The organism is Kitasatospora indigofera (assembly GCF_014655955.1).
Classification (GTDB): domain Bacteria; phylum Actinomycetota; class Actinomycetes; order Streptomycetales; family Streptomycetaceae; genus Kitasatospora; species Kitasatospora indigofera.
The window spans coordinates 49068-71995 of record NZ_BNBO01000044.1 but is presented as its reverse complement, the minus strand read 5'-3'; the positions used below and the strand labels follow the sequence as shown (position 1 = coordinate 71995).

Genomic DNA, 22928 nt, shown 5'->3' with positions numbered 1-22928 from the left:
CGGCACCGGCAGGATCCTGGCGATGGCGCAGACCCGCCCCTACGGCCTGGACCCGAACAAGAACCAGACCGTGGTCAACCTCAACGTCGACGCGTCGATGGGCGGCGGCAACGGCTTCCAGACCGGCTCGACCTTCAAGCCGATCCTGGCGGCGGCGGCCCTGGAGTCCGGGATGCCCCCCACCCAGGCCTTCCCGTCCGAGAACCGGATCGACTACCCGTCGATGACCACCTGCGCCGGCACCTGGAAGAACAACGCCAAGGGCAAGGACCGCAGCGTCGGCAACGAGTCCGCGAGCGAGGTCGGCCCGTACGAGCTGAAGGAGGCGATGGCCAAGTCGGTCAACACCTACTTCGTCCAGATGGAGCAGCAGGTCGGCCTCTGCGCGATGAAGCAGATGGCCAACAAGCTCGGCATCAGCCAGACCGCCAAGGGTGACCCCTTCGTGGAGGTCCCCTCGATGGTCCTCGGCACCCTGGAGCTCAGCCCGCTGACCATGGCGAACGTGTACGCGACCTTCGCCGCCCGCGGCAAGTACTGCACCCCGGTCGCGATCAGCAAGATCACCACGGTGGACGGCAAGGACGTCCCGGTCCCGCAGAGCACCTGCAGCCAGGCCTTCTCCGAGGGCACCGCGGACGCGCTCAACACCGTCCTGCTGAACGTGACCGAGAAGGGCACCGGCGCCGCGCTCCAGCTCGACGACGGCCGCAAGATCGCCGGCAAGACCGGTACCACGGACAAGAAGAAGGCCGCCTGGTTCAACGGCTACACCCCGCAGCTGGCCACCGCCGTCTGGCTCGGCGGCCCGGCGGGCGGTGTGGAGATGAACAACATCACCATCGGCGGCCACTACTTCGACACCGTCTTCGGCGCCAGCGGCCCCGGCCCGATCTGGCAGATGGCGATGAACCAGGCGCTGGCCGGCTCGCCCAAGCAGGACTTCGTCACCATCAACATCCCGGACCCGGCCCCCAAGCCCGACCCCAACGCCACCGCCACCCCGCCCGCCCCCGGCGACGCGGCGGCGGCCGCCGCGGGCGGGATGATCGGCGGCGGCTTCACCCTCCCGCCGGGCATCATCGGCGGCGGGAACGGCAACGGGAACGGCAAGCCCGGCGGGCACTGACCCGGGGCCGGGCGGCCGCGGGCCCACCGCGGGAACGGCCGGACCGGCGCGTGAACCACAGCACTTGAACCACGCTCGAACGCCTGAGGGGGCGCCTCCCGGATTCGGGAGGCGCCCCCTCGGGCGTTCCTGGCGCACACGGCGCGGCCTGCGTTCGTCCGGGCCCGGGCCGGCCGCGGGGCTCCGGCGCCGGCGGGTCAGCCCGCCAGCGCGGCGCGGACCGCGGCGGCGACCCGGCCGCCCTCGGCCAGCCCGTCGACCTTCGGCTTGACCAGCTTCATCACGGCGCCGATGCCCTGCGGGCCGCTCGCCCCGCTGGCCGCCACGGCCTCGGCCACGATGGCCGTCAGCTCCTCGTCGGTGAGCTGCTTCGGCAGGTAACCCGCCAGCACCTCGCCCTCGGCCCGCTCCCGCGCGGCCGACTCCGTGCGGCCGGCCGTGTCGAAGGCCTCCGCGGCCTCCCGGCGCTTCTTCGCCTCCCGGGCGAGCACCTTCAACACCTCGTCGTCCGAGAGCTCACGCTTCGCCTTGCCGGCCACCTCCTCGCTGGTGACCGCGGCCAGCGTCAGCCGGATGGTGGAGGAGCGCAGCTCGTCCCGGGTCCTGATGGCAGCCGTGAGGTCCTCATGCAGCTGCTCCTTGAGCGTCGTCATGCCCCGAGTCTCGCACCTGGTGCGGCGGATCGCCCCGGATTAAGCGGCCGGCCGGAACCGCCGGAGGAAATTCCGAAGAAATCCCGAACCCACCTGCAACCCCGAACCGCGCCACACGTCTTCATAACCGGGGGGCGGGAAAGCGCCCCGGGGAGCGAGGCGGACCGGAACCCGCTCGCACGACCGGCAAGGCCCGCACCACCGGCAGGACCAGCAGGACCAGCAGGACGACGGCACCGCGCCACGGGTAACGGGCGGGTGACCGTCCACCCGGGAACAGACGGGCGGGGAACCGTCCGAGTACGGCAAAGCACCGCGCGGCCGCCGAAGGGATTCGGCCCGCCGCACATCCACCGGCACCGCCAATCGCTGCTGACGCATGCCCGCAGCCGGAATTCAGGGGGAATTCGATGTCCGTCACCACCCGTACCCACCGCCCGCGCCGCACCCTCACCAGGGCCGCCACCCTCGGGGTCGTGCTGGCCGGCGGGACGCTGCTGCTGCCGGCTCCCGCCGCCGTCGCGGAGGTCGCGCCGCAGGCCAAGCTCACCGTCCAGGCACCGGCCTCGGTCGGTTTCGCCGGGCAGCCGGTCGAGTTCACCGAGACCATCAGCAACCCGACCGCGGAGACCGCCGGATACCACCTGCACCTGGACACCACCAGCGGCCCGGGCACGCCCTCCGACGCCATCGTGATCGACTACAAGGACCCGGCGGACGGCGCCTGGAAGTCCGTCCCCCTGGAGTTCACCACCGACGGGACGGCCCACTACGGCGGCATGCTGCCCTCGGACATCACCGTCCCCGCCGGCGGCAGCACCACGCTGAAGCTGCGCATCGGCGCCCCGATGGGCCGGCCCCACCACGGCGCCGGCAACGGCGGCTTGGACTCCATCGACCTGCGCTCGGCCGTTTCCGCCGCCGACGGCTCCCACGTCACGCTGGACCAGTCGACCAGGACCATCGGGGTCGAGTCGATCTCCACCTCGCTCGCCCGTGTGCCGGCCACCGCCGTGGCCGGCGGCGCCCCGATCGAGTTCGACGCCGTACTGGCCAACCCGACGCCCTCCGACTACGTCAACGTCGGCAACGTCCTCTTCGTCGACCCGCACGCCACCGTCCAGGTCCGCAGGACCGACGGCTCCTGGAGCAAGCTCGCCCAGGTGCTCCCCTCCGAGCCCGGTGGCCGGCCCGGCGTCTACCTGGAAGGACGCGACTCCTCCATCCGCACCCGGACCACCACGACCACCCGGGTCCGGGTCTCCTTCGACGCGACCACCCCGGCCGGCGACATCGAACTCAGCCCGTGCGTCTTCGTCAACGAGGTCGAGGACAGGCCCTTCCTCGGGACCACCATGTGCGTCCGGGGGGCCACCGTGAAGGTCACCGCGGCCGCCGCGACGCAGTCCCCGGTCCCGGCGCCGAGCGCTACCGCCCCCACCACGGCGGCGCCCTCCGCCGCCGCACCGACGGCACCCTCCTCCGCCGCCCCGGCGACGGCCACCCGGCCCCCGTCCGAGGCACCCGCCGCGAGCGACGGTCAGCTCGCCGAAACCGGTGCGGGCCGTGCCCCGGCACTGCTCGCCGCCGGCGCCTCGCTGCTCACGGCGGGCGGGGGCGCGCTCTGGCTGGCCCGGCGCCGCCGCAGCGCCTGAGGACGGCCGGGGCCCGCGCGGCCCACGCCGCTCCCGCCGCCGGTGCACGGCCGGCCCCGGTCCGGTCCCGGGCCGGCCCGGGAGCGGACCGGGGCTGGCCCGGGGGCGGACCGGGGGCGGACCGGCCGTGCACCGGCTGATCGACCGTCTGAGAGCATGGACCGATGCGACCGCTGTACTCCGTCCCCCTCGGAATCGCCGCCACCGGCGCCGCCTGCCTCGCCTACTCCGCCGGGTACGAGGTCCGCTCGTTCCGGCTGCGCCGGATCGACGTGCCCGTCCTGCCGAAGGGCGCCCGGCCCGTCCGGGTGCTGCAGGTCTCCGACATCCACATGGTGAGCGGGCAGGAGAAGAAGCAGCGCTGGCTGAAGAGCCTTGCCGGACTCCGCCCCGACCTCGTGGTGAACACCGGTGACAACCTCTCCGACCCGCTGGGCGTACCCGCCACCCTGGACGCGCTCGGGCCGCTGATGGACTTCCCCGGCGTCTACGTGTTCGGCTCCAACGACTACTACGGCCCGGCCCGCAAGAACCCGGCCCGCTACCTCTCCGCGATGCGCAGCGGCATCCACGGCCTGAACAACCCCGACGGCACCGGCAAGCGCGGCATCACCGGCGCCGTCCACAACCCGTGGGAGAAGCTCCGCGACGGCTTCGACGCCGCCGGCTGGCTCGACCTCACCAACCGGCGCGGCCGGCTGCCGATCGGCGGCCTCGACATCGAGTTCACCGGCCTCGACGACCCGCACATCCGCCGCGACCGCTACGCCGAGGTGGCCGGCGGCCCGTCCGCCGACGCCGACCTCTCGCTCGCGGTCGTCCATGCCCCGTACCTGCGGGTCCTGGACGCCTTCACCGCCGACCGCTACCCGCTGATCCTCGCCGGCCACACCCACGGCGGCCAGCTCTGCGTCCCCTTCTACGGCGCCCTGGTCACCAACTGCGACCTGGACGCCAAGCGGGTCAAGGGCCTCTCCACCCACCAGGCCGGCGGCCGCCGCTCCCACCTGCACGTCTCGGCCGGCTGCGGAACCAACCGCTACACCCCCGTCCGCTTCGCCTGCCCGCCGGAGGCCACCCTCCTCACCCTCGTCGCGGCCCGCTGACCCGCACGCTGACCTGCACCGAAGGCTCGCCGGGAATCGGATTTCGTCTCCCGGCGAGCGTCCGGTAGAGTTCTACTCGTTGCACCGGAGACGGAGGCAACACCAGCAGGACCGGGGTGTGGCGCAGCTTGGTAGCGCGCTTCGTTCGGGACGAAGAGGCCGTGGGTTCAAATCCCGCCACCCCGACCCAGTAACACCAGCTCAGGGCCGGTGTCCTTCACAGGACACCGGCCCTGACTGCTTGTCGGGGGCCGCTCCGGAGAAATCCTGGGCTCCCCCGGTCGGGCGCCCGGGAGCACGCGGCCGTGGGCCGCTCGCCCGCGGCCGATCGGGGCTGGACCGTTCGGGCGGTGGCGAAGTGCCGGTGACGGGCCCCCGGCTTACCGTCGACGTAGTCGGTTACCGCGATCCACCACACGTCGGAGTTCGGTATGGCCAGCTACGAAGCACACGCCCAGGCCGCGAGCGACATCCTGGCCCGGACCAAGATCACCGGAATGCAGGCCACCAACGAACTGCGCGCACAGGTCGCCCAGGTCGAAGCCCTGCTGGCACTCGCCGCGGCCGTGGCCGGACGCCGGACGGAAGCCTCCTCGCGGCCGCCGCAGTACCCGCCCGACGGGATCGCCGGCTCCCGCTGACACCAGCGGCCACCCTTGGGGGACGGCGCGCCCGGCGGCACCGCCGGACGATCGGGCACGTCGCCACGGCGCCGCCCTTCGGCGTCCGACAGCGACAGCACGACAGCAACAGCAACAGCAGTGGGACGGTCCGTGCAGATCGCCGGCGCCGTCCCGCCGTGTTCCGCGCCCCGACGGTTGTCGCGGGACGAAGAGGCCGTGGATCCCCATCGCGCCACCCCGGCCCGGTAACACCGGCTCAGGGCCGGTGTCCCACACAGGACACCGGCCCTGAGTGCTTCCCGGGGCCCTGCGGAAGGCGGGGGGCGGAAGGCGGGAGCCGAGCCGGCACGGCCAGGCCCGTGCCCGTGGTTGCGATCCCAGCCGCAGCCCTGCCACCATCCGGCCGCCCTTGCGACGGACGCCGGAACCGGGACGGGCGCCTGGACCGGCCGCCGGACCGCGTCCCGTCCGGGCCTGCCCGCACGCACCCCCAGGACTGCCCGAAAGGGCAACGCCCGCGAATGACCTTGCGCCCCTGCATACCGGGTATACATACTCGGTATGCAGGGGCTCGACACATCGACCGGCCCACCCGGCCGGGTCGGTGACGCGAGGTCACACCCCCGCCGCCGTCCGCACCGCCACCGGCGGTGGCCAACAGGAAGAGAGCCGACGTGACCAGCACGACGACGACCCGGAAGCGGGCCCCCGGACAGCGGGCCGTCCTGCAGTTGCGGGGGCTGACCCGCACGCACGGGCAGGGCGGGGCGCGGGTGCACGCCCTGCGCGGGGTGGACCTGACGGTGCTTCCGGGCGAGTTCGTCGCCGTGATGGGGCCGAGCGGTTCGGGCAAGTCCACCCTGCTGGGGCTGGCCGGAGGGCTGGACAGCGCCACCTCGGGCGAGGTCCTGGTCGAGGGGCAGGGGCTGGGGGGACTGTCCCGGAGCGCGCTGTCCGCCGTCCGGCGCCGCGCGATCGGGTACGTGTTCCAGGACTTCAACCTGATCCCGACGCTGACCGCCGCCGAGAACGTGTCCCTGCCGCGCGAGCTGGACGGCGCGCCGGGGCGGCGGACCCGGGGAGAGGCGCAGGCCGCACTGGCCGAGGTCGGGATCGCGGACCTGGCGGACCGGTTCCCCGACCAGTTGTCCGGCGGCCAGCAGCAGCGGGTCGCCATCGCCCGGGCGCTGATCGGCGATCGACGGCTGGTCCTGGCCGACGAGCCCACCGGCGCCCTCGACTCCGCCACCGGCGAGGGCGTGCTGACCGTCCTTCGGGCCCGGTGCGACGCCGGCGCCGCAGCCGTCGTGGTCACCCACGACCCCCGCCATGCCGAGTGGGCGGACCGGGTGGTCCTGCTGCGGGACGGCCAGGTGGTGGAGGAGCGCGCCGGATCCGGCGGAGCTCCGGCCGCCGGGACGGGCAGCCGGTGCTGAGCGCCGGCGGGGGCCGCCCCCCGACGACCGGGCGTACGGCCGGACCGACGGCCGGACGCCCGACCGCCCCGGCCGGGTGGACCACCAGGAAGGACGACACCCGATGAACCTCTCCGCCTGGCGGGCCGCCCTGCGCATCGCCCGCCGCGACGCGCTGCGTGCCAAGGGCCGCAGCGCCCTGATCATCGCCATGATCGCGCTGCCGGTGGTCGGGGTGACGGCCGCGGACGTGGTCGCCCGGAGCAGCGTGCTCACCCCGCAGGAGAGCGCCACCCGTCTGATGGGCGGCGCCGACGCCTACCTGAGCACCGTTCGGGCCGGCTGGCGGCTGGAGCAGGCGCCGGACCCCGACCCGGCCACCACGCTGGTCCTCTCGCAGAACGGCCCGAAGCCCGTTCCGACCGAGGAGGAGACGACGCGCTCCGCCCGGCCGCTCGGCCAGTTGCTCAAGGAGGCGCTGCCCGCCGGGGCCCGGCTGCTGCCGGTGGAGTCCCCCGCCGGCTATGCCCTGACCAGTACGACCGCCGGCCAGGCCCGGGTGCAGGCCTGGAGCCTGGACCTGGCCGATCCGCTGGCGCGCGGCATCACGACGCTCCGCGAGGGCAGCTGGCCCGACGCCCCCTACGAGGTCGCGGCGACCACCGGGTTCCTCGCCGGGTCGGGGCTGAGCGTCGGCGGGAGCACCACCCTGGCCGGTACCCACCAGGCGCTGCGGATCACCGCGGCCGTCGAGTACCCCGGGGACCTCAAGGCGGAACGGCTGGTCGGCCGGCCCGGCGAGCTGGGCGCCCTGCTCGCCGCCGCGGAGGACCGCACCGGGCTGACCCCGGCCGACGGCCCGGCGGACTTCCTGGTCTCGCTGCCGGGGGGCGCCGCCTTCGGCTGGGAGGACGTGCAGCGGGCCAACGCCTACGGCTTCACCGTCGCCTCCCGGGCCGTCCTCGCCGACCCGCCGCCGGACAACGCCGTCCCGCTCTACCGGGACACCCCGCTCTCCGGCGCCGCGGCCACCGAGGCCCTGAAGTCCTCGACGATCGCCGTCACCGTCGTCGGCATGGCCCTGTTGGAGGTCGTCCTGCTGGCCGGTCCGGCGTTCGCGGTCGGCGCCCGGCGGTCCCGCCGGCAGCTCGCGCTGGTCGCGGCGGGCGGTGGCGACCGCTCGCACATCCGCGGGGTGGTCCTCGGCGGCGCCGTCGTGCTCGCCGGCACCGGCGCGCTGGCGGGCACGGTGCTCGGCTGCCTCGCCGTGGCCCTGGGCCGGCCGTGGCTGGAGGCGAGGTCGGGGGCGCGCTTCGGGCACTTCGCGCTGGAGCCCGCCGACCTGCTCGGCGTGCTCGCGATCGGCGTCGTGACCGGCCTGCTGGCCGCGATCGTCCCGGCGGTCCAGGCCGGCCGGCAACCGGTGACGGCCGCCCTCACCGGCCGCGCCGCCACCCGCCCGCCCGCGATCTGGATCCCGGTGGCCGGCGTGCTGGTGGCGGGGGCCGGGACGTGCCTCGCCCTGTTCGGCGCGCTGGAGGGCTCGCGGACCCGGGTCGTGATGCTGGGTTCGGTGATCGCGGAGCTGGGCCTGGTCGCCTGCACACCGTGGTTCGTCGGCCTGCTCGGCCGGGTCGCCCGGGCCCTGCCGCTCGGTCCGCGGCTGGCGCTGCGCGACGCGGCCCGCAACCGCGGGCGCTCCGCCCCGGCCGTCGCGGCGGTGATGGCCGCCGTCGCCGGCGCGGTGGCCGTCCTGACCTTCCAGAGCAGCAGCGACGCCGCGGACCGGGCGGACTACGCGGCGGCGGCCCCGAACGGCGCCGTGGTGCTGCGGTCCCAGCAGGTGTCGCCCGCCTCCGTCACGGCCGTCGCCCCCGGGTCGTCCGCGGCCTCCGTGGCGGCCGCCGCGTCCGCCAAGGCAGCCGCCGACCTGCGCCGGACGGTGGACCAGGCGATCCCCGGCCTCGGGGAGCGCGGTGACCTGCGCAACCTCACCTACGGCGCCTGCGACGGCCGGCCGGGGAGCTTCTGCGGCACCGTCAGGCTGGACATGCCGGCGGAGAACCTCTGCCCGCCGGCCGCCGGCGCGGCCGGCCCCGGGGGCAGCGTGCGGCTGGACGAGGCGCAGGCCCGGCGGCTGCTCGCCGAGGATCCCCGGTGCCGGCCGAGCGCGCCGGCCCCGCAGGACGTCCGCGAGCTGATCACCGGCGACGCGAACGTGCTGCGCAACCTGCTCGGGGTGGACGACCCCGCCGCCCTCCAGGCGCTGGCGGCGGGCAAGGTCGTCGTCCTGGACCCGCGCTACGTCAAGGACGGCGCGGTGCCCCTGCAACTGACCCGCTACGGCGCCGAGGGCCCGGGCGGCAACCAGCTCAGCACCGCCAGCCTCCCGGCGGTCGCGGTGCGGGCGAAGACACCGGCGGCGCGCGCGGTGCTGTCGCCGGCGGCCGCCGAGGCGGCGGGACTGACCCCGACCACCTACGAGTCGGTCTGGCTGCCGGCGCACGCCCCCGGTGCGGCCGACGAGCAGCGGGCCACCGCCGCCGTCACCGCGCACGGCCCCGGCGCCAAGCTCTCCGTGGAGCGCGGTTACGGAAGCACGTACGGCGACGCCACCATGCTGGGCCTCGCGATCGCCGCCTCGGCGGTGGCGATCGCGGCCGCCGGCATCGCCACCGGCCTCGCCGCGACGGACAGCCGGGGCGACCTGGCGACGCTGGCGGCCGTGGGCGCCGGGCCGGGCATCCGGCGCCGGTTGTCGGGATTCCAGTGCGCGGCGGTGGCCGCGCTCGGCGCCGTACTGGGCGCGCTGGCGGGCTTCGTGCCGGCGGCGGCCGTCCAGCGGGTCGAGAACCTGGGTGCCGTGCCCCGGGTCGACGCGGGCGGCATCAGCCTCGGCACCCACCCGCTGGTGGTGCCCTGGCCGTACCTGGCCGCCCTGGTGGCCGGGTTGCCGCTGCTCGCCTGGCTGGTCGCCGCCGGGCTCACCCGCTCGCGGGTGGCGCTGACCCGGCGTACGGGGTGAAGCGGCACGCCTGACCAGCCGGCGCCCCCCTGCTCCGCCGTCCGGTGCCACCCGCGGCCGCCCCGCCCCGCTCCGGGCCGGGGCGGCCGCGGGTTCACGTCCCGTCAGTCACTCCCGGTGCCACGGGCGGCCCGGCCCGAGCGGTCCGGCGGGGCCGCCGGGCTCGGGTGGGGGCTCGGTCCCGGTCCGCTCGAAGGGTGCCGAGCCGTCGGAGACCTCGGGCGCGCCGATGTCCGGGCCGGCCGGCAGCGGCTGGACGGCAGCCGTGCTGCCGGCAGCCGCGGCGAGGTCCCGGTGCACCACCTGGGCGACCCGCTGGATGGTGCTGATCCCGTACGCCTCGGTGGGGTTGTCGTGGGTGAGGAAGGCCATCCGGTAACTCCGGCCGGGGCCGGTGAAGATGCCCAGGCTGTGCACCCGCCAGCCGTGCGTGGCGCGCTGCAGCCAGCCGTTCTTGACGTGCACGGTGACGGCGGCCGGCGCGCCGTACGGGGCACCCCAGCGCTGCTCCGGCACGACCTGGCTCATCAGGTCCAGCCCGTACGCCCGGCTCTCCGGCGAGAGGACGGACGGGTCGTCGGCGTAGAGGGCCAGCACCTTCAGCTCGTCGGCCGCGGTGACCTGGGTCAGGCCCCAGTGGTCGTCGGCGCCCAGGACGGTGTCGGCCAGGCCCGCCAGCCGCAGGAAGGCCTCCAGGCGGGGCCGGCCGAGGTCGAGCCAGAGCGCGGTGGCCGCGGTGTTGTCGGACTGCGTGATCATCGGCCGGAGGTTGCCCTCCTCCCAGTCGGTCACCGGCCGGCCCTCCTCGTCGGCCCGGCGCAGCACCGCGGCCATGATGGTCGCCTTGACCACGCTCGCCGAGTCGAAGTGCGCGGCCGGACGGTAGCCGCACGCGGTGCCGGTACCGGCGTCCCACAGGGTCAGGGCCACCGTGCCCTGCCGGCCCGCCAGGGCGGTCGTGATGTCCCCGGCCAGGCGGTCGGCGAGGGCCGGGTCGGTGGCCGAGGTGCAGCCGCCCGGCGCCACGGCCGGCGGGCGGACCGTCGTCCGGGCGCCGGCCGGTGCGGCGAGCACCGTCAGCAGGGCGGCCGCAGCGGCCGCAGCGGCCACTGCGGTGACCGGGGCGGCCTTGGCCAGGCGGCCGCCGGTGGTCGGGAGGTGGGCCATGGATGGGTGCCTTCCGGTGGTCGGGGTGCCGGCGCCCTGGTGCGGGACCGGACGGTCCAGCACCAGCAGACACGACCGTCCGTCAAGGCCCGTGCTCCGAACCGCGTTCCACCTAGCGCGGCGGACGAAATCACCCGGCGGGCGCAGACGCGGACGGCCGGGCCGGCCCCCGACGGCGGGCCATCGTCGGACCGACCGCCGCCGGCGTCGTCCCGCCCCTCACGAGAAATCGTAGCCATGGACATAGTAGCCATGTACTGTAATTGGCAGAGGGCGGCGCCACCGCCCCCGGCCCGCGACAGCGGACTCCCCGAAGAAGGAGCAGCCATGTCCACCACCCCCAGCCTCAACGGCCAGGTCATCGGCCTGGCCCACTACGCCACCCGGGCCCTGCTGGAGCGCGAGCTCGCCCGCACCGGCAGCACCTTCCTCCAGTCCGTGGCGCTCAACGCCACCGCCGACGGCGGCGGCTCGGCCGACCGCGGGCAGCTCGTCGCCCGGCTGGCCGGCAGCCTGAAGATCGACGACGACAGCGCCCTGGCCGCCCTCGCCGGGCTCACGGACACCGGCCTGCTGGAGGAGCCGCCCACCGAACCCTCCCGGCTGCGCCTGACCGCCGCCGGCCAGGAGCGGCAGGACCGGATCCGGGACGCCGTCGGCGAGATCACCGCCCGGCTGTACGGCGGCTTCAGCCCCGAGGAGCTCGCCGTCGCCGGGCGGGTGGTCGCCACCGTCACGGCCCGGGCCAACGCCGAACTGGCGGGCGGCTAGATCCGGTTCACCCCGCCGCGGGCGACCCTCGGCCCGGCGGCACCGCCCAGGAGGTGCCCGGCCGGACTCCGCGGGGCGGCCGCCCCCGGCGCGGATCCGGTGGAGGCACGCCGTCCTCCCGGTGCTCGCGCCGCGGGCGTGGGAACGGTTCTGACGGGCCGCCGGCAACTCGGCCGGCAGGGTCTCAGCGGTCCGCTGCGTCCCCGGGTGCCGGCAGCGGCCCGCGCCGGGCGTACCGGGCCGGCGGGGCCCCGACCACGGCGGTGAAGTCCCGTACCAGGTGGGCCTGGTCGGCGTAGCCGAGGTCGGCCGCCAGGGCGGCCCAGTCGACGCCCGTCCCCTGCTCGGCCCGGGCCGCCGCCTCGTGCAGCCGGGCCCGGCGCAGCACCCACTTCGGGCCGGCCCCGACGTACTCGGCGAACAGCCGCTGCAGGCCCCGGACCGAGATCCCGGCGACGGCGGCCACCTGGTCCACCCGCACCAGGGCGGGCGTGTCCGTGATCAGCGCCAGCACGGCCTCGGCCTGCCGGGCCGCCGGCCGCGGGGGCTCCGCCGGCAGGACGCCACGCAGGAAGCCCTCGGCCGCCGCGGCCATGGCGGCCGGGTCGGCGGTGTGCCGAACGGCCCGCCCGGCCTCGTCGGCGGCCGGGCCGAACAGCTCCCCGGCGGGCACCACCCGGTCGGCGAGCTCCGCCACCGGGGCGCCCAGCAGCGGCCGGAACGCGCCCGGGCGGAACCTCACCCCGAGGACGTGGCCCGCCCCGGTCAGCCGCCGGGCGAAGAGTCCGCGCTGCACCCCGTACACGGCGGCCGCCGGCTCCTCGAAGACCAGGTGGACGTTCGGGTGGGAGAGCACCTGCTGCTCGTACGGCGGGCGGCCGCGCAGGTCCCACCGCACGATCCAGTGGTACTCGACGTACGGGGCGAGATCGGCGGCCGGCTCCCGTCGCAGCAGGTCGAACTGGGTGGCGGCGGCGGCCGGGTGGAGCACCCCCCGCCCGAGCCCGGGGTCGGTCATCGTCCCAGCGTAGCCCGGCGCGGGGCCCGGGCGGGGGCTGTCGCGTTTGTTCAATACCGGGCCCCCGCGGGCTGCCTACGGTCGCCCCATGAACCAGAGAACCGAGCAGGCCGGGCCGGCGGCTCCGGGACGGGCGATGGACGAGCAGCTGCACCGGGCGCTGGCCGAAGGCGCCGCCGAGGCCGCCCGGGTGGCCCGCGGCATCAGCCCCGAACAGCTCCCCGCCGCCACGCCCTGCACCGACTACGACACCCGCACCCTGGTCAACCACTGGGTGCTGTACTCCTCGCACGGCCTGGAGCTCCGGGCCCGGCGGGAGCCGATCCCGGACGAACTGCTGACCCGCGACTTCACCGCCGAGGACGGCTGGGCCGCGGCCTACGCCGGCCAGCTGGACCGGGCCGTGGCCGCCTGGGCCGACCCGGCCGTCTGGGAGGGCGAGATCGACAGCGGCGGCGGCCGCACACCGGCCCCGGCGCTCGCCGCCCTGCTGCTGGCGGAGCTGGTCCTGCACGGCTGGGACGTGGCCCGGGCGACCGGCCAGGAGTTCCGGTGCTCCCCGGAGGCCGCCGAGGCGGTGCTCAGGGTGGTCGAGGAGAACGCGGAGCTCTACCTGAAGTACGGGGGCTTCGGCGAGCCGGTGACGGTGCCCGGCACGGCGCCCGCCATGGACCGGGCACTCGCCCTCTCCGGCCGGGACCCGGCCTGGACCGCCTGAACCACGCCTCCGCCCCGGGCGGGCGGGGCACCGGAAGGAGCCGGTGCCCCGCCCGGCGCCGGTCCCAGGGCGCGCCGGTCTCAGGGAGCGCCGACCACCAGGTCGCTCGCGCGCAGGGCCGCCACCAGCCCGGCGGGCGCGGTGGCGACGGACCCGGCGTCGTACGGCGGCCGCGGGTCGTACTCCACCACCAGTTGGATCGCCCGGGCGGTCTCGTCACCCGCGATCCGGCCGGCGAGTTCCAGGGCGAGGTCGATGCCGGCCGAAACCCCGGCGGCGGTGGCGTACTTGCCGTCCACGACGACCCGCTCGGCCGTGGGGACGGCCCCGAAGGCCGGGAGGTGCTCCAGGCTGATCCAGTGCGAGGTGGCCCGGCGGCCGAGGAGCAGTCCGGCCGCGCCGAGCAGCAGGGAGCCCGAACAGACCGAGGTGGTCCAGGTGGTGCCGGCGTCGACCTGCCGGATCCAGTCCAGCGTGGCCGGGTCGGCCAGGACGTCGGCGGTGCCCGGACCGCCCGGGACGAGCAGGACGTCCGGCGAGGTCACCTCGGACAGTGCGGCGTCGGCCGTCACGGCCAGGGTGCCCAGGTCGGTGCGGACCGGCCCCGGCCGGGCGGCCGCGAAGACCACCTCGGCGCCGGGGATCCGGCCGAGGACCTCGTACGGGCCGACGGCGTCGAGCGCGGTGAAGCGGTCGTAGAGCAGGACGGCGATCTGCATCGGGGGTCTCCCTCGGTGAAGGTGGTCGGGTGGGCCGGAACCGGGCGGGCAGGTGGGACGAGCCGGCTGTCCGCGGCCGGGGCCCGCGCGGGCAGGTGGGTACGCCGGGCCGGGCGGACGGGCCAGGCCGGTCAGGCCGGTCAGTCGGGTCAGGCGGGTCAGGGAGGCCGGACGGGTCAGGCGGGTCAGGCGGATCAGGCGGGCCGGAACCGGCGGCGGTACTCCACCGGGGGCACGGCCAGGGTCCGGACGAAGGCCCGCCGCATCCCCTCGGCGGTGCCGTAGCCGCAGGCCCGGGCGATCTCCTCGATCCCGCTCGCGCTGTCCTCCAGCCGGCGCCGGGCGGCCTCCAGCCGGACACCGTCCACGTACTGGCCCGGGCTGACCCCGACCTCGGCCTTGAAGACCCGGGCGAACTGGCGAGGTGACAGCGCCGCGCGGGCGGCCAGCGCGTCCACCGAGAGGTCGCCGCCGGGGTGCTCGGCGATCCAGCGCTGGACCTCGCGCAACGGGCTGCGCTGCGCGACCTGCGCGGCCAGCTGCACGCTGAACTGCGCCTGCCCGCCGGGCCGGCGCAGGAACATCACCAGGTGCCGGGCGACCAGCAGCGCCACGTCCCGGCCGTGGTCCTCCTCGACCAGGGCGAGCGCCAGGTCGATGCCCGCCGTCACCCCGGCCGAACTGGCGATGCGCCCGTCCCGGACGTAGATCGGCTCGGGATCGACCTCGGTGTCCGGGTACCGCCGGGCCAGCGCGTCGCAGTACGCCCAGTGGGTGGTCGCCCGCCGGCCGGCCAGCAGGCCGGCCTCCGCGAGCAGGAAGGCACCGGTGCAGACCGACACCACCCGCTCGGCCCCCGCGGCCAATCGGGCGATCCGCCGGACCAGCGCCGGATCGGGGTCGGCGGTGCCGTCACCGCCGGGCACCAGCAGGGTGTGCGGCGGCCCGTCGAGGCCGGTGTCGGGACCGGCGTCGGGGTCGAGGTCCAGATCGAGGTCGGGCAGCAGACGCAGCCCGCTGCTCGTCCGGACCGGCCGGCCGGCGGGCCCCGCCGTCCGCACCCGGTAGCTCCCGGCCTGCCCGGCGGCCGCGCCGGCCCCGGCGAACACCTCCAGCGGGCCGGTCACGTCGAGGCTCTGCACGCCCTCGAAGAGGACGATCAGCACGGTGCGGGTCGTCATGCGCCCCAGCCTCGCAGCGGTCCGGGACGGCAGCAATGACGTGCTTCCCACCATTCCTGCCATCGGCCGGGCCTGCCGTCCGGCCCTCCTGCCGTCCGGCCGTCCTGCCGTCGGGCCGTCCTGCCGTCGGCGCCGGGCACCTCCCGCCGGCGCCGGCGAGCACCCTCAGCGGGCCGGAACCCTCAGAGCAGTCCGGCGAGTTCGCCGCGGGAGGCGACGCCGAGCTTCGGGTAGGCCTTGTACAGGTGGTGGCCGACCGTGCGCGGGCTGAGGAACAGCTGGGCGGCGATGTCGCGGTTGGACCGGCCCTGCGCGGCCAGGCGGACGATCTGGAGTTCCTGCGGGGTGAGCACCGCGAGCGGGCCGCCGGCGGGTCCGGCGGGGGCGGGCGTACCGGTGGCGGTCAGCTCGGTGCGGGCCCGCTCAGCCCAGGGCCGGGCGCCGAGCAGGTCGAAGGCTTCGAGCGCGGCGCGCAGGTGCGGACGGGCGTCGGTGCGGCGGCGCTCGCGACGCAGCCACTCGCCGTAGAGCAGCGCGGTGCGGCCCTGCTCGAAGGGGCGGCCGGAGTCCCGGTGGAGCTCCAGGGCGGCCAGGTAGCCGGATTCGGCGAGCTCGTCCGGGCCGAGCAGGGCCTGGCAGCGCAGCCGCAGCGCGTGGGCCCAGGGCTGCCCGGTGGCGGCGGCCCAGCGGGCGAAGCGCTCGTACGGTTCGGCGGCCGACTCGGGGGTGCCCAGCCGGACGGCGGCCTCGACCAGGTCGGGGACGGCGCGGGTGGCGCCGACGTGGTGGCGGTGACGGCCGGTGGTCAGCGGCCGGAGCCGGTCGGCGGCCTCGCCGGCCCGGCCCCGGCCCAGGTCGAGCAGGGCGAGCGCCCACTGCGCCCACGGCTCGCCGGCCGGCGGGGCGCCGCCCGGCCCCGCTCCGGCGAGGGCCCGGCGGACCAGGGCCGCGCAGCTGTCGGCGTCCCCGCGCACCGCCGCCAGATAGGCCAGCAGTGAGCCGAGTTGGCTGACCCACTGGCGCTGGCCGGTGTCCTCGGCGAGGGCGAGCGCCTCGGTCGCGGTGACCTCGGCGTCCCGGTGGCGCCCGTGGAAGAGCTCGGCCTCGGCGAGGAAGAACTGCACGGTGGGCAGCATGCCGACGGCGCCCTTGGCCCGGGCCTCGGTGGCGAGCCCGGCGGCGAGCTCGTAGGTCTCGTCGTCCCGGCCGAGGATCAGCGTCGCGCCGCAGAGCTGCACCAGGTCGCTGGGGACGGCGCCGGCCCGGCGCGCCTCGGCGGCCGTCTCGCGGGCGGACGGCAGGGGCGGCGCGGGGCGGCCGAGCAGCGGGAGGGTCCCGGCCAGCAGGTGGCGGACGAGCGGCGCGGCCGGCTCCCCCGCCGGCAGCCGCAGGTCCGCCAGCCGGTCGAGGACGGCGCCCACCGGCTCCTCGCCGACGTACCAGGCCGCGTGGAAGGCCTGGAAGAGCATCCGGGCGGCGTGCGAGGCCTCGATGCCGGGGGTGCAAGCGTCCAGCAGCAGGCGGTACGCGGCCGGGTGGTCGCCGCGCCAGAAGTGGGCGGTGGCCCGGACGTGCGCGATCATCGCGTGCGCGAAGGGGTCGTCGGTGCGGGCGCCGGCCCGCTCCGCCAGTGCCTCGGCGTGCTCCAACCGGCCTTCCTCGGTGGCGGCTTCGGCAGCCAGCACCAGCCGGCGGGTGGCGCCGTCGCGGTCCGGGGTGAGCCGGGCGGCCCGCTCGTACGCGGTGGAGGCGGCGCCGTGCCCGCCCCGGGCCTCGGCACGCTCGGCGGTCCGCTCCAGGGCGTCCGCGAGGGCCGCGTCGGGGGCGGTGGCGGCGAGCGCCAGGTGCCAGGTACGGCGGTCGCCGTCCTCCAGGGCCTCGCCCAGGGCCCGGTGCGCCGCCGAACGCTGCTGCAGCGGCGCGCGGTGCAGGATCGCGGCCCTGACCAGCGGATGCCGGAAGGCCAGCACGGCGGCGCCCTCCGGGCCGGTGATCCGGACCAGGCCGGCCTGCTCGGCGGGGGCCAGGGCGTCGGGGCCGGCGCCGAGCGCGGTGGCCGCGCGCAGGACGGCCGCCAGGTCGCCGGCCTCCTCGGCGGCGGCGGCCAGCAGCAGCGTCTGGGTGGCGGCGGGCAGTCCGCTGACCCTTCCGTGGAAGGCGAGTTGGAGCCGGCTGGTGAGCGGCAGGCTGCCGGAGCCGGCGCTGCCGGCCGGTTCGGCGGCCAGCGCCGCGGGCAGCTCGGTCAGGGCCAGCGGGTTGCCCCGGGCCTCGGCCAGCACCCGGCGCCGGACGTCCGGCGGCACCCGGCCGGCGCCGCCGGCGGGAGCGTCGGCGGAGCCGGCCGGACGATCGGCCGATCCGGCCGGGGCTGCGAACCCGGCCGGGGCTGCGAGCAGTTCGGCGGCGGCCGCCTCGTCCAGCCCCGCGAGCCGCAGCTCCGGCAGGCCGGCCGCCGGGAACGCGCCCTCGTCGTCGCGGGCGGCCAGCAGCAGCACGACGCCCTCCGCCTGGAGCCGCCGGGCGGCCAGCAGCAGCGCCTCGGCGGAGGAGCCGTCCAGCCACTGGGCGTCGTCCAGCAGGCACAACAGCGGCTTCTCGGCGGCCATTTCGGCCAGCAGGCCGAGGGTGGCCAGGCCGGTCAGCAACCGGCCGGCGGCCGGCCCGGACTCCTCGGCCAGCCCGAAGGCGCCCTCCAGCGCCCGGCGCTGCGGCCCGGGCAGGGCGGGCAGCCGGTCCAGCCCGGGCGCGAGCAGCAAGGTGAGCCCGGCGAAAGGGAGTTCCGCCTCGTACTCGACCCCGGTCGCCCGGATCACCCGGAAGTCCGGCCCGGCGGCCGACGCGGCGTGCTCCAGCAGCGCCGTCTTGCCGATGCCCGGCTCGCCGCGCAGCACCAGCACCCCGCTGCGGCCGCCCCGCGCCTCGTCCAGCAGGCGGCCGATGGCGGCCTGCTCCGCACCCCTCCCGTACAGCATGCCCCCGACCCTACCGACCTCAACGCCGGTAGGACCGACGGCGATTACCGATGCGTGACCGATTCGGCCGGCGGGCGATCTCCGTACCTTTTTGACCAGCGGGAACGGCCCGCCACCGAGGACGAGGGAGCAGGACCATGACGGATCTCCAGCAGCTGGCCGAGCGCTACATCGCCACCTGGAACGAGGCCGACGCCGACGTCCGCCGCAAGCTGGTGGGCGACCTGTGGAGCGAGGACGGCGAGTACACCGACCCGCTGATGGCCGTCACCGGCCCGGACGCGATCTCGGCGGCGATCGGCGCGGCCCGGGCGCAGTTCCCGGGGCTGGTGTTCACCCTCGGCACCGTGGACGCGCACCACAACCTGGCCCGGTTCACCTGGGACCTGGGACCTGCCGGGGCGGAGGCGCTGATCGTCGGCTTCGACGTCCTGGTGGCGGACCCCGAGGGCCGGGTCGCGTCGGTGCTCGGCTTTCTGGACCGCGTCCCCACCGCGTGATGCCCCACCGCGTGATGCCCCATCGGGGGACGCCCCATCGGGGGACGCCCCATCGGGGGACGCCCCATCGGGGGACGCCCCAAGCGTCCCCCGGGCCCGGCCCAGTCCCCGCCCCCAACCCCACCCCCCGTTCCCGACCCCGGCCCTGGACCCAGCCCCAGGCCGGGCCCGGGGCCCGCGAAGAGCCCGGCACCGAGGAGAGTCCCGCGATGAGCAGCATCCTGCGCAGCACCCGGCCGGTCCCCCGGCCCGAGTCCCCGGCCCCGGGCACGCACCCCGCACCGGCCCCGGCCGGACGCCCCGCCCGGGGCCTGCTCCCGGTCGTCCTGACCGCGACCTTCATGACCGCCCTCGACTTCTTCATCGTCAACGTCGCCGTCCCGTCCGTGCAGGTCGACCTGCGCGCCGGACCGGCCGCCGTGCAGTGGGTGATCGCCGGATTCGGGCTGGCCCTGGCCGCCGGGCTGGTCACGGCCGGGCGGCTGGGCGACCGCTACGGGCGCCGCCGGGTGTTCGCCCTCGGGCTGGCGCTGTTCACCCTCGCCTCGGCCGGCTGCGGGCTGGCCCCGACGGCGGGCGCGCTGGTCGCCGCCCGGGTGCTGCAGGGGCTGGCCGCCGCACTGACGGGCCCGCAGGTGCTCGCCATCCTGCGGACGGCGTTCAGCGGCGCCGCGCAGGCCAGGGCGTTCGCGATGTACGGGCTGACGCTGGGGGTCGGCGCGGTGTTCGGGCAGCTGATCGGCGGCCTGCTGATCCGGGCCGACCTGTTCGGCCTGGACTGGCGGACCTGCTTCCTGATCAACCTGCCGGTCGGCCTGGCCGCCCTGCTGCTGGTGCGCCGCTGCCTGCCCGAGTCCCGCGCGCCGCGGCGCCCCGGGCTGGACCCGGCCGGCGTCGTCCTGGTCACCCTCGCCCTCACCACCCTGGTGCTGCCGCTGATCCAGGGCCGGGAGCAGGGCTGGCCGCTGTGGACCTGGCTCTGCCTGGGCGGCTCGGCCGTCCTGCTGGCCGCCTTCGGGGTGCACCAGCACCGGCTCAGCGCCTCCCCGCTGGTGGACACCCGGCTGTTCCGCGAGCGTGCCTTCGCCGCCGGGATCCTCGCCCAGCTGGCGTTCTGGCTCGGCCAGGCCTCCTTCTTCCTGGTGCTCGCCCTCTACCTGCAGCAGGGTCGCGGCCTGGACGCGCTCGGCGCCGGCCTGGTGTTCACCGCGATCGGCCTCGGGTACCTGCTGACCTCGGTCACCGCGGACCGGCTGGCCGCCCGGATCGGGCGCCAGGTGGTGGCGGTGGGCGCGCTGCTGATGGCCGCCGGCCTGGGGCTGATCGGCCTGGCCGCCTACGGGGCGGGGACCACCGGCAGCGTCTGGTGGCTCGCGCCGGGCCTGTTCGTGGACGGCCTCGGGATGGGGATGGTGATCGCCCCGGTGACCACGACGGTGCTGACCAGGGTCGCCCCCGAGCTGGTCGGCTCGGCCGCGGGGGTGCTGGCGACCGTCCAGCAGGTCGGCGGGGCGCTCGGGATCGCGCTGATCGGCATCGTCTTCTACGGCGCCGACGGGTTCCCGCGGGGCTTCGAGCTGAGCGTGGCGGCCCTGGCGGTGCTGGAGCTCGTGCTGGCGGCGCTGGTCCAGCTGCTGCCCCGCACCGGCCCGGCCCCCGCCGTTACGGCACCGGCCGGGGGCGCCCGACCGTCCGCCTGACCGGCCCGGCCCTCCCCGCCCCGCGGTCCCGGCAGCCCCTGCCGGGGCCTCCGGCGTTCCGATCACCTCCGCGCATCGGGTTGGATGGGCGGATGAGTGACGACAAGAGCGCGGTGCCGGTCTGGGAGCAGCGGTTCAGGGCGGCGCGGGTCTCCCTGCCGGACTGGGCCGAGGACGCCCCCGACCGGTCCCTGTACGTGTCGAACGCGACCGGCACGTACGAGGTGTACGCCTGGGACCGCGCCACCGGCGTCCACCGCCGGGTGACCGACCGGCCGAACGGCACCACCGACGCGGAGCTGTCCCCGGACGGCGAGTGGATCTGGTGGTTCGACGACAGCGACGGCGACGAGTTCGGCGTCTGGCGCCGGCAGCCGTTCGCCGGCGGACCGGACGAGCCGGCCGTCCCCGGCCTGGCCGCCTCCTGGTCGGCGGGCCTGGCCCTGGGCCGGGACGGCACCGTGGTGGTCGGCCGCTCCACCGACGAGGACGGCACCACCCTGCACCTGCGCCGGCCCGGCGCCGCCGAGCCGGAGGAGATCTACCGGCACGAGGAGTACGGCGGCATCGGCGACCTGTCCCACGACAGCACGCTGCTCGCCGTCGACCACACCGAGCACGGCGACGCGATGCACTCCGCGCTGCGGGTGCTCCGGCTGGCCGACGGCGCGACGGTCGCCGAGCTGGACGAGGTGACCGGCCACGACGAGCCGCGCGGGGTGGCCTGCCTGGGCTTCGCCCCGGCCGAGGGCGACTCCCGGATGCTGGTGGCCCACCAGCGCCGCGGCCGCTGGGAGCCGATGCTCTGGGACGTCCTGACCGGCGCCGAGACCGAACTGGTGCTGCGCGACGAGGACGGGCGCGAGCTGCCGGGCGACGTCACCGCGCAGTGGCGGCCGGGTGCCCGGTCCCTGCTGGTGGAGCACGAGTTCGAGGCCCGCAGCGAGCTGTTCTCCTACGACCTGGAGCAGGGGCTGCTGACCAGGCTGGCCACCCCGCGCGGCACGGTCGGCGGGGCCACCGCCCGCCCGGACGGCTCGGTGGAGTTCCTCTGGTCCTCCGCCGCCGAGCCCTCGGCGGTCCGCTCGACCTCGGGCGCGGTGGTGCTGCGGGCACCGGGCGAGGTGCCGCCCGGGTCGGTGCCGGTCGAGGACGTCTGGGTGGACGGCCCCGGCGGGCGGGTGCACGCGCTGGTGCAGCGCCCGGCGGGCGAGGGCCCGCACCCCACCGTCTTCGAGATCCACGGCGGTCCGACCCACCACGACAGCGACTCCTTCGCGGCCGGCCCCGCCGCCTGGCTGGACCACGGTTTCGCAGTCGTCCGGGTCAACTACCGGGGCTCCACCGGCTACGGGCAGGCCTGGACGGACGCGCTGCGCGAGCGGGTCGGGCTGATCGAGCTGGAGGACATCGGCGCCGTCCGCGCGTGGGCGGTGGCGAGCGGCCTCGCCGACCCGGCGCGGCTGGTGCTCTCCGGCGGCTCCTGGGGCGGCTACCTGACCCTGCTCGGGCTCGGTGTGCAGCCGGAGGACTGGTCGCTCGGCCTGGCCGCCGTCCCCGTCGCGGACTACCTCACCGCGTACGGCGACGAGATGGAGGCGCTCAAGTCGCTGGACCGTACGCTCTTCGGCGGGACGCCGGAGGAGGTGCCGGAGCGCTGGGCGGCGTCCTCGCCGCTGACGTACGTCGAGCGGGTCCGGGTGCCGGTGTACATCAGCGCCGGGCTGAACGACCCGCGCTGCCCGATCCGCCAGATCGAGAACTACGTCGAGCGGCTGGAGCAGCTGGGCCGGCCGCACGAGGTGTACCGCTACGATGCCGGCCACGGTTCGCTCGTGGTCGACGAGCGGATCAGGCAGCTGCGGCTGGAGATCGACTTCGCGCTGCGGCACCTGGACATGGGGGAGAACCGATGAGGAACCGCACCGGGCCGGCGGCCGTGGTGATAGCCGTCGCCGCGCTGGCCCTGACCGGCTGCGCCGGCGAGGACGCGCAGGCCTGCCCGGACACCCGGCAGGTCTTCACGCCCGCGGCCACACCGTCGGCCGCCCCGTCGCCGAGCCGGACGCCGGCCGTCCCGACGGCCACCAGGGCGGCGTTCGGCGGCGCGGGCGCGGTGCACCCGGCGGTGTTCAGCAGCCGGCCGGCGTCCGCCCCGGCCGGGCCCGGCGGGGCAGGCGCCGCAGTCGCGGACGCGACGCTCGCGACCGGCGGCACGGAGGCGGCGGGCGCGACCTCGGTGAGCCTCTTCGCGAAGAGCTCGAAGAGCAGCAGCTCCAAGAGCAGCAGTTCCAAGAGCAGCGGTTCGAAGAGCAGCAGCTCCAAGAGCAAGCGGAAGGTGCGCCACCACACCGACCACGACGACGACACCAACTCCTCGGGCAACAACAGCTGCGACGACCCGTACCCGACGAGCTCGCCGTACCCGTCCTCGTCCCCCTCGCCGTCGCCCTCCTCGTCGGCGAGCGGCGCGGCCGCGGTCCCGACCCCGTCGGCGAAGCCGGTCGTGCCGTCCCCGGCGCCCTCGGTCAAGCCGTCCCGCTAGCCCGGGCGTTCCTGCGGTCCCGCCGTCCCGG

General features: G+C 76.4%; 18 protein-coding genes and 1 tRNA gene. 13 read left to right on the top strand and 6 right to left on the bottom strand.

From position 1 onward, the window contains the following. A partial coding sequence (locus IE329_RS29140; RefSeq protein ID WP_190213985.1) for a transglycosylase domain-containing protein occupies positions 1-1129 on the top strand: 1129 nt, incomplete at its 5' end. 197 nt (positions 1130-1326) lie between these two features. On the opposite strand, the gene IE329_RS29135 is transcribed toward IE329_RS29140, so the two are convergent. Continuing rightward, entirely contained in the window at positions 1327-1782 is a 456-nt protein-coding gene (locus tag IE329_RS29135; protein WP_190213984.1) for a GatB/YqeY domain-containing protein, read from the bottom strand. A 410-nt stretch (positions 1783-2192) separates the two neighbouring features. Here IE329_RS29135 and IE329_RS29130 point away from each other — a divergent pair, with 410 nt between their 5' ends. The 6 genes from IE329_RS29130 to IE329_RS29105 all read left to right on the top strand — a co-directional run bounded on the left by IE329_RS29130 (position 2193) and on the right by IE329_RS29105 (position 9606). Then, complete coding sequence (locus tag IE329_RS29130; RefSeq protein ID WP_190213983.1) at positions 2193-3437, top strand: LPXTG cell wall anchor domain-containing protein; 1245 nt, start codon at positions 2193-2195, stop codon at positions 3435-3437. A gap of 164 nt (positions 3438-3601) precedes the next feature. Continuing rightward, a complete protein-coding gene (locus tag IE329_RS29125; RefSeq protein WP_190213982.1) occupies positions 3602-4543 on the top strand; it encodes a metallophosphoesterase in 942 nt (313 codons plus the stop codon). A gap of 112 nt (positions 4544-4655) precedes the next feature. Further along, positions 4656-4729: transfer RNA gene (locus IE329_RS29120), tRNA-Pro, on the top strand. Positions 4730-4974: 245 nt separating this feature from the next. Next, on the top strand, positions 4975-5184 hold the full coding sequence (locus IE329_RS29115) for a hypothetical protein (RefSeq protein WP_190213981.1): 210 nt from the start codon (positions 4975-4977) through the stop codon (positions 5182-5184). 656 nt (positions 5185-5840) lie between these two features. Beyond that, positions 5841-6602 carry an ABC transporter ATP-binding protein gene (locus IE329_RS29110; RefSeq protein ID WP_190213980.1) on the top strand — a complete coding sequence of 254 codons (762 nt, stop codon included), beginning with the start codon at positions 5841-5843 and terminating at the stop codon, positions 6600-6602. Between the two features lie 103 nt (positions 6603-6705). Beyond that, a complete protein-coding gene (locus tag IE329_RS29105; protein WP_190213979.1) occupies positions 6706-9606 on the top strand; it encodes an ABC transporter permease in 2901 nt (966 codons plus the stop codon). 108 nt (positions 9607-9714) lie between these two features. Here the strand turns inward: IE329_RS29105 and IE329_RS29100 are convergent, their stop codons facing one another. Continuing rightward, positions 9715-10773 carry a serine hydrolase gene (locus IE329_RS29100; protein ID WP_190213978.1) on the bottom strand — a complete coding sequence of 353 codons (1059 nt, stop codon included), beginning with the start codon at positions 10771-10773 and terminating at the stop codon, positions 9715-9717. Between the two features lie 327 nt (positions 10774-11100). Here IE329_RS29100 and IE329_RS29095 point away from each other — a divergent pair, with 327 nt between their 5' ends. After that, positions 11101-11544 carry a MarR family winged helix-turn-helix transcriptional regulator gene (locus tag IE329_RS29095; RefSeq protein WP_190213977.1) on the top strand — a complete coding sequence of 148 codons (444 nt, stop codon included), beginning with the start codon at positions 11101-11103 and terminating at the stop codon, positions 11542-11544. Positions 11545-11728: 184 nt separating this feature from the next. On the opposite strand, the gene IE329_RS29090 is transcribed toward IE329_RS29095, so the two are convergent. After that, positions 11729-12562 carry an AraC family transcriptional regulator gene (locus tag IE329_RS29090; protein WP_190213976.1) on the bottom strand — a complete coding sequence of 278 codons (834 nt, stop codon included), beginning with the start codon at positions 12560-12562 and terminating at the stop codon, positions 11729-11731. Between the two features lie 88 nt (positions 12563-12650). Between IE329_RS29090 and IE329_RS29085 the strand changes: the two genes are divergently transcribed. Further along, the gene (locus IE329_RS29085) at positions 12651-13280 is read left to right on the top strand and encodes a TIGR03086 family metal-binding protein (RefSeq protein WP_229927851.1); all 630 of its coding nucleotides are present in this window, start codon (positions 12651-12653) and stop codon (positions 13278-13280) included. 80 nt (positions 13281-13360) lie between these two features. Here IE329_RS29085 and IE329_RS29080 read toward each other — a convergent pair whose 3' ends face one another. From IE329_RS29080 to IE329_RS29070, 3 genes are all read right to left on the bottom strand, one after another. Then, positions 13361-13999, bottom strand: a complete 639-nt coding sequence (locus tag IE329_RS29080; RefSeq protein ID WP_190213975.1) for a DJ-1/PfpI family protein — start codon at positions 13997-13999, stop codon at positions 13361-13363. A gap of 194 nt (positions 14000-14193) precedes the next feature. Next, the gene (locus tag IE329_RS29075; protein ID WP_190213974.1) at positions 14194-15180 is read right to left on the bottom strand and encodes a GlxA family transcriptional regulator; all 987 of its coding nucleotides are present in this window, start codon (positions 15178-15180) and stop codon (positions 14194-14196) included. 182 nt (positions 15181-15362) lie between these two features. Beyond that, a complete protein-coding gene (locus tag IE329_RS29070; protein ID WP_190213973.1) occupies positions 15363-18152 on the bottom strand; it encodes an ATP-binding protein in 2790 nt (929 codons plus the stop codon). Positions 18153-18289: 137 nt separating this feature from the next. Here IE329_RS29070 and IE329_RS29065 point away from each other — a divergent pair, with 137 nt between their 5' ends. From IE329_RS29065 to IE329_RS29050, 4 genes are all read left to right on the top strand, one after another. After that, positions 18290-18652 (top strand): nuclear transport factor 2 family protein, encoded by a 363-nt coding sequence (locus IE329_RS29065; RefSeq protein ID WP_190213972.1) that lies wholly within the window; start codon positions 18290-18292, stop codon positions 18650-18652. Positions 18653-18861: 209 nt separating this feature from the next. Further along, on the top strand, positions 18862-20352 hold the full coding sequence (locus tag IE329_RS29060) for an MFS transporter (protein ID WP_190213971.1): 1491 nt from the start codon (positions 18862-18864) through the stop codon (positions 20350-20352). Between the two features lie 92 nt (positions 20353-20444). Then, positions 20445-22268, top strand: a complete 1824-nt coding sequence (locus IE329_RS29055; protein WP_190213970.1) for a S9 family peptidase — start codon at positions 20445-20447, stop codon at positions 22266-22268. Further along, complete coding sequence (locus tag IE329_RS29050; RefSeq protein WP_190213969.1) at positions 22265-22897, top strand: hypothetical protein; 633 nt, start codon at positions 22265-22267, stop codon at positions 22895-22897. The genes IE329_RS29055 and IE329_RS29050 overlap by 4 nt, the downstream gene beginning before the upstream one ends. The last annotated feature ends 31 nt before the right edge of the window (positions 22898-22928 follow it).

What these genes read in the sequence shown, in the direction of transcription:
- IE329_RS29135 (WP_190213984.1), bottom strand. Translation starts at nt 1,782, where the DNA reads ATGACGACGCTCAAGGAGCAGCTGCATGAGGACCTCACGGCTGCCATC.
- IE329_RS29130 (WP_190213983.1), top strand. Translation starts at nt 2,193, where the DNA reads ATGTCCGTCACCACCCGTACCCACCGCCCGCGCCGCACCCTCACCAGG.
- IE329_RS29125 (WP_190213982.1), top strand. Translation starts at nt 3,602, where the DNA reads ATGCGACCGCTGTACTCCGTCCCCCTCGGAATCGCCGCCACCGGCGCC.
- IE329_RS29115 (WP_190213981.1), top strand. Translation starts at nt 4,975, where the DNA reads ATGGCCAGCTACGAAGCACACGCCCAGGCCGCGAGCGACATCCTGGCC.
- IE329_RS29105 (WP_190213979.1), top strand. Translation starts at nt 6,706, where the DNA reads ATGAACCTCTCCGCCTGGCGGGCCGCCCTGCGCATCGCCCGCCGCGAC.
- IE329_RS29100 (WP_190213978.1), bottom strand. Translation starts at nt 10,773, where the DNA reads ATGGCCCACCTCCCGACCACCGGCGGCCGCCTGGCCAAGGCCGCCCCG.
- IE329_RS29095 (WP_190213977.1), top strand. Translation starts at nt 11,101, where the DNA reads ATGTCCACCACCCCCAGCCTCAACGGCCAGGTCATCGGCCTGGCCCAC.
- IE329_RS29090 (WP_190213976.1), bottom strand. Translation starts at nt 12,562, where the DNA reads ATGACCGACCCCGGGCTCGGGCGGGGGGTGCTCCACCCGGCCGCCGCC.
- IE329_RS29085 (WP_229927851.1), top strand. Translation starts at nt 12,651, where the DNA reads ATGAACCAGAGAACCGAGCAGGCCGGGCCGGCGGCTCCGGGACGGGCG.
- IE329_RS29080 (WP_190213975.1), bottom strand. Translation starts at nt 13,999, where the DNA reads ATGCAGATCGCCGTCCTGCTCTACGACCGCTTCACCGCGCTCGACGCC.
- IE329_RS29075 (WP_190213974.1), bottom strand. Translation starts at nt 15,180, where the DNA reads ATGACGACCCGCACCGTGCTGATCGTCCTCTTCGAGGGCGTGCAGAGC.
- IE329_RS29070 (WP_190213973.1), bottom strand. Translation starts at nt 18,152, where the DNA reads ATGCTGTACGGGAGGGGTGCGGAGCAGGCCGCCATCGGCCGCCTGCTG.
- IE329_RS29065 (WP_190213972.1), top strand. Translation starts at nt 18,290, where the DNA reads ATGACGGATCTCCAGCAGCTGGCCGAGCGCTACATCGCCACCTGGAAC.
- IE329_RS29060 (WP_190213971.1), top strand. Translation starts at nt 18,862, where the DNA reads ATGAGCAGCATCCTGCGCAGCACCCGGCCGGTCCCCCGGCCCGAGTCC.
- IE329_RS29055 (WP_190213970.1), top strand. Translation starts at nt 20,445, where the DNA reads ATGAGTGACGACAAGAGCGCGGTGCCGGTCTGGGAGCAGCGGTTCAGG.
- IE329_RS29050 (WP_190213969.1), top strand. Translation starts at nt 22,265, where the DNA reads ATGAGGAACCGCACCGGGCCGGCGGCCGTGGTGATAGCCGTCGCCGCG.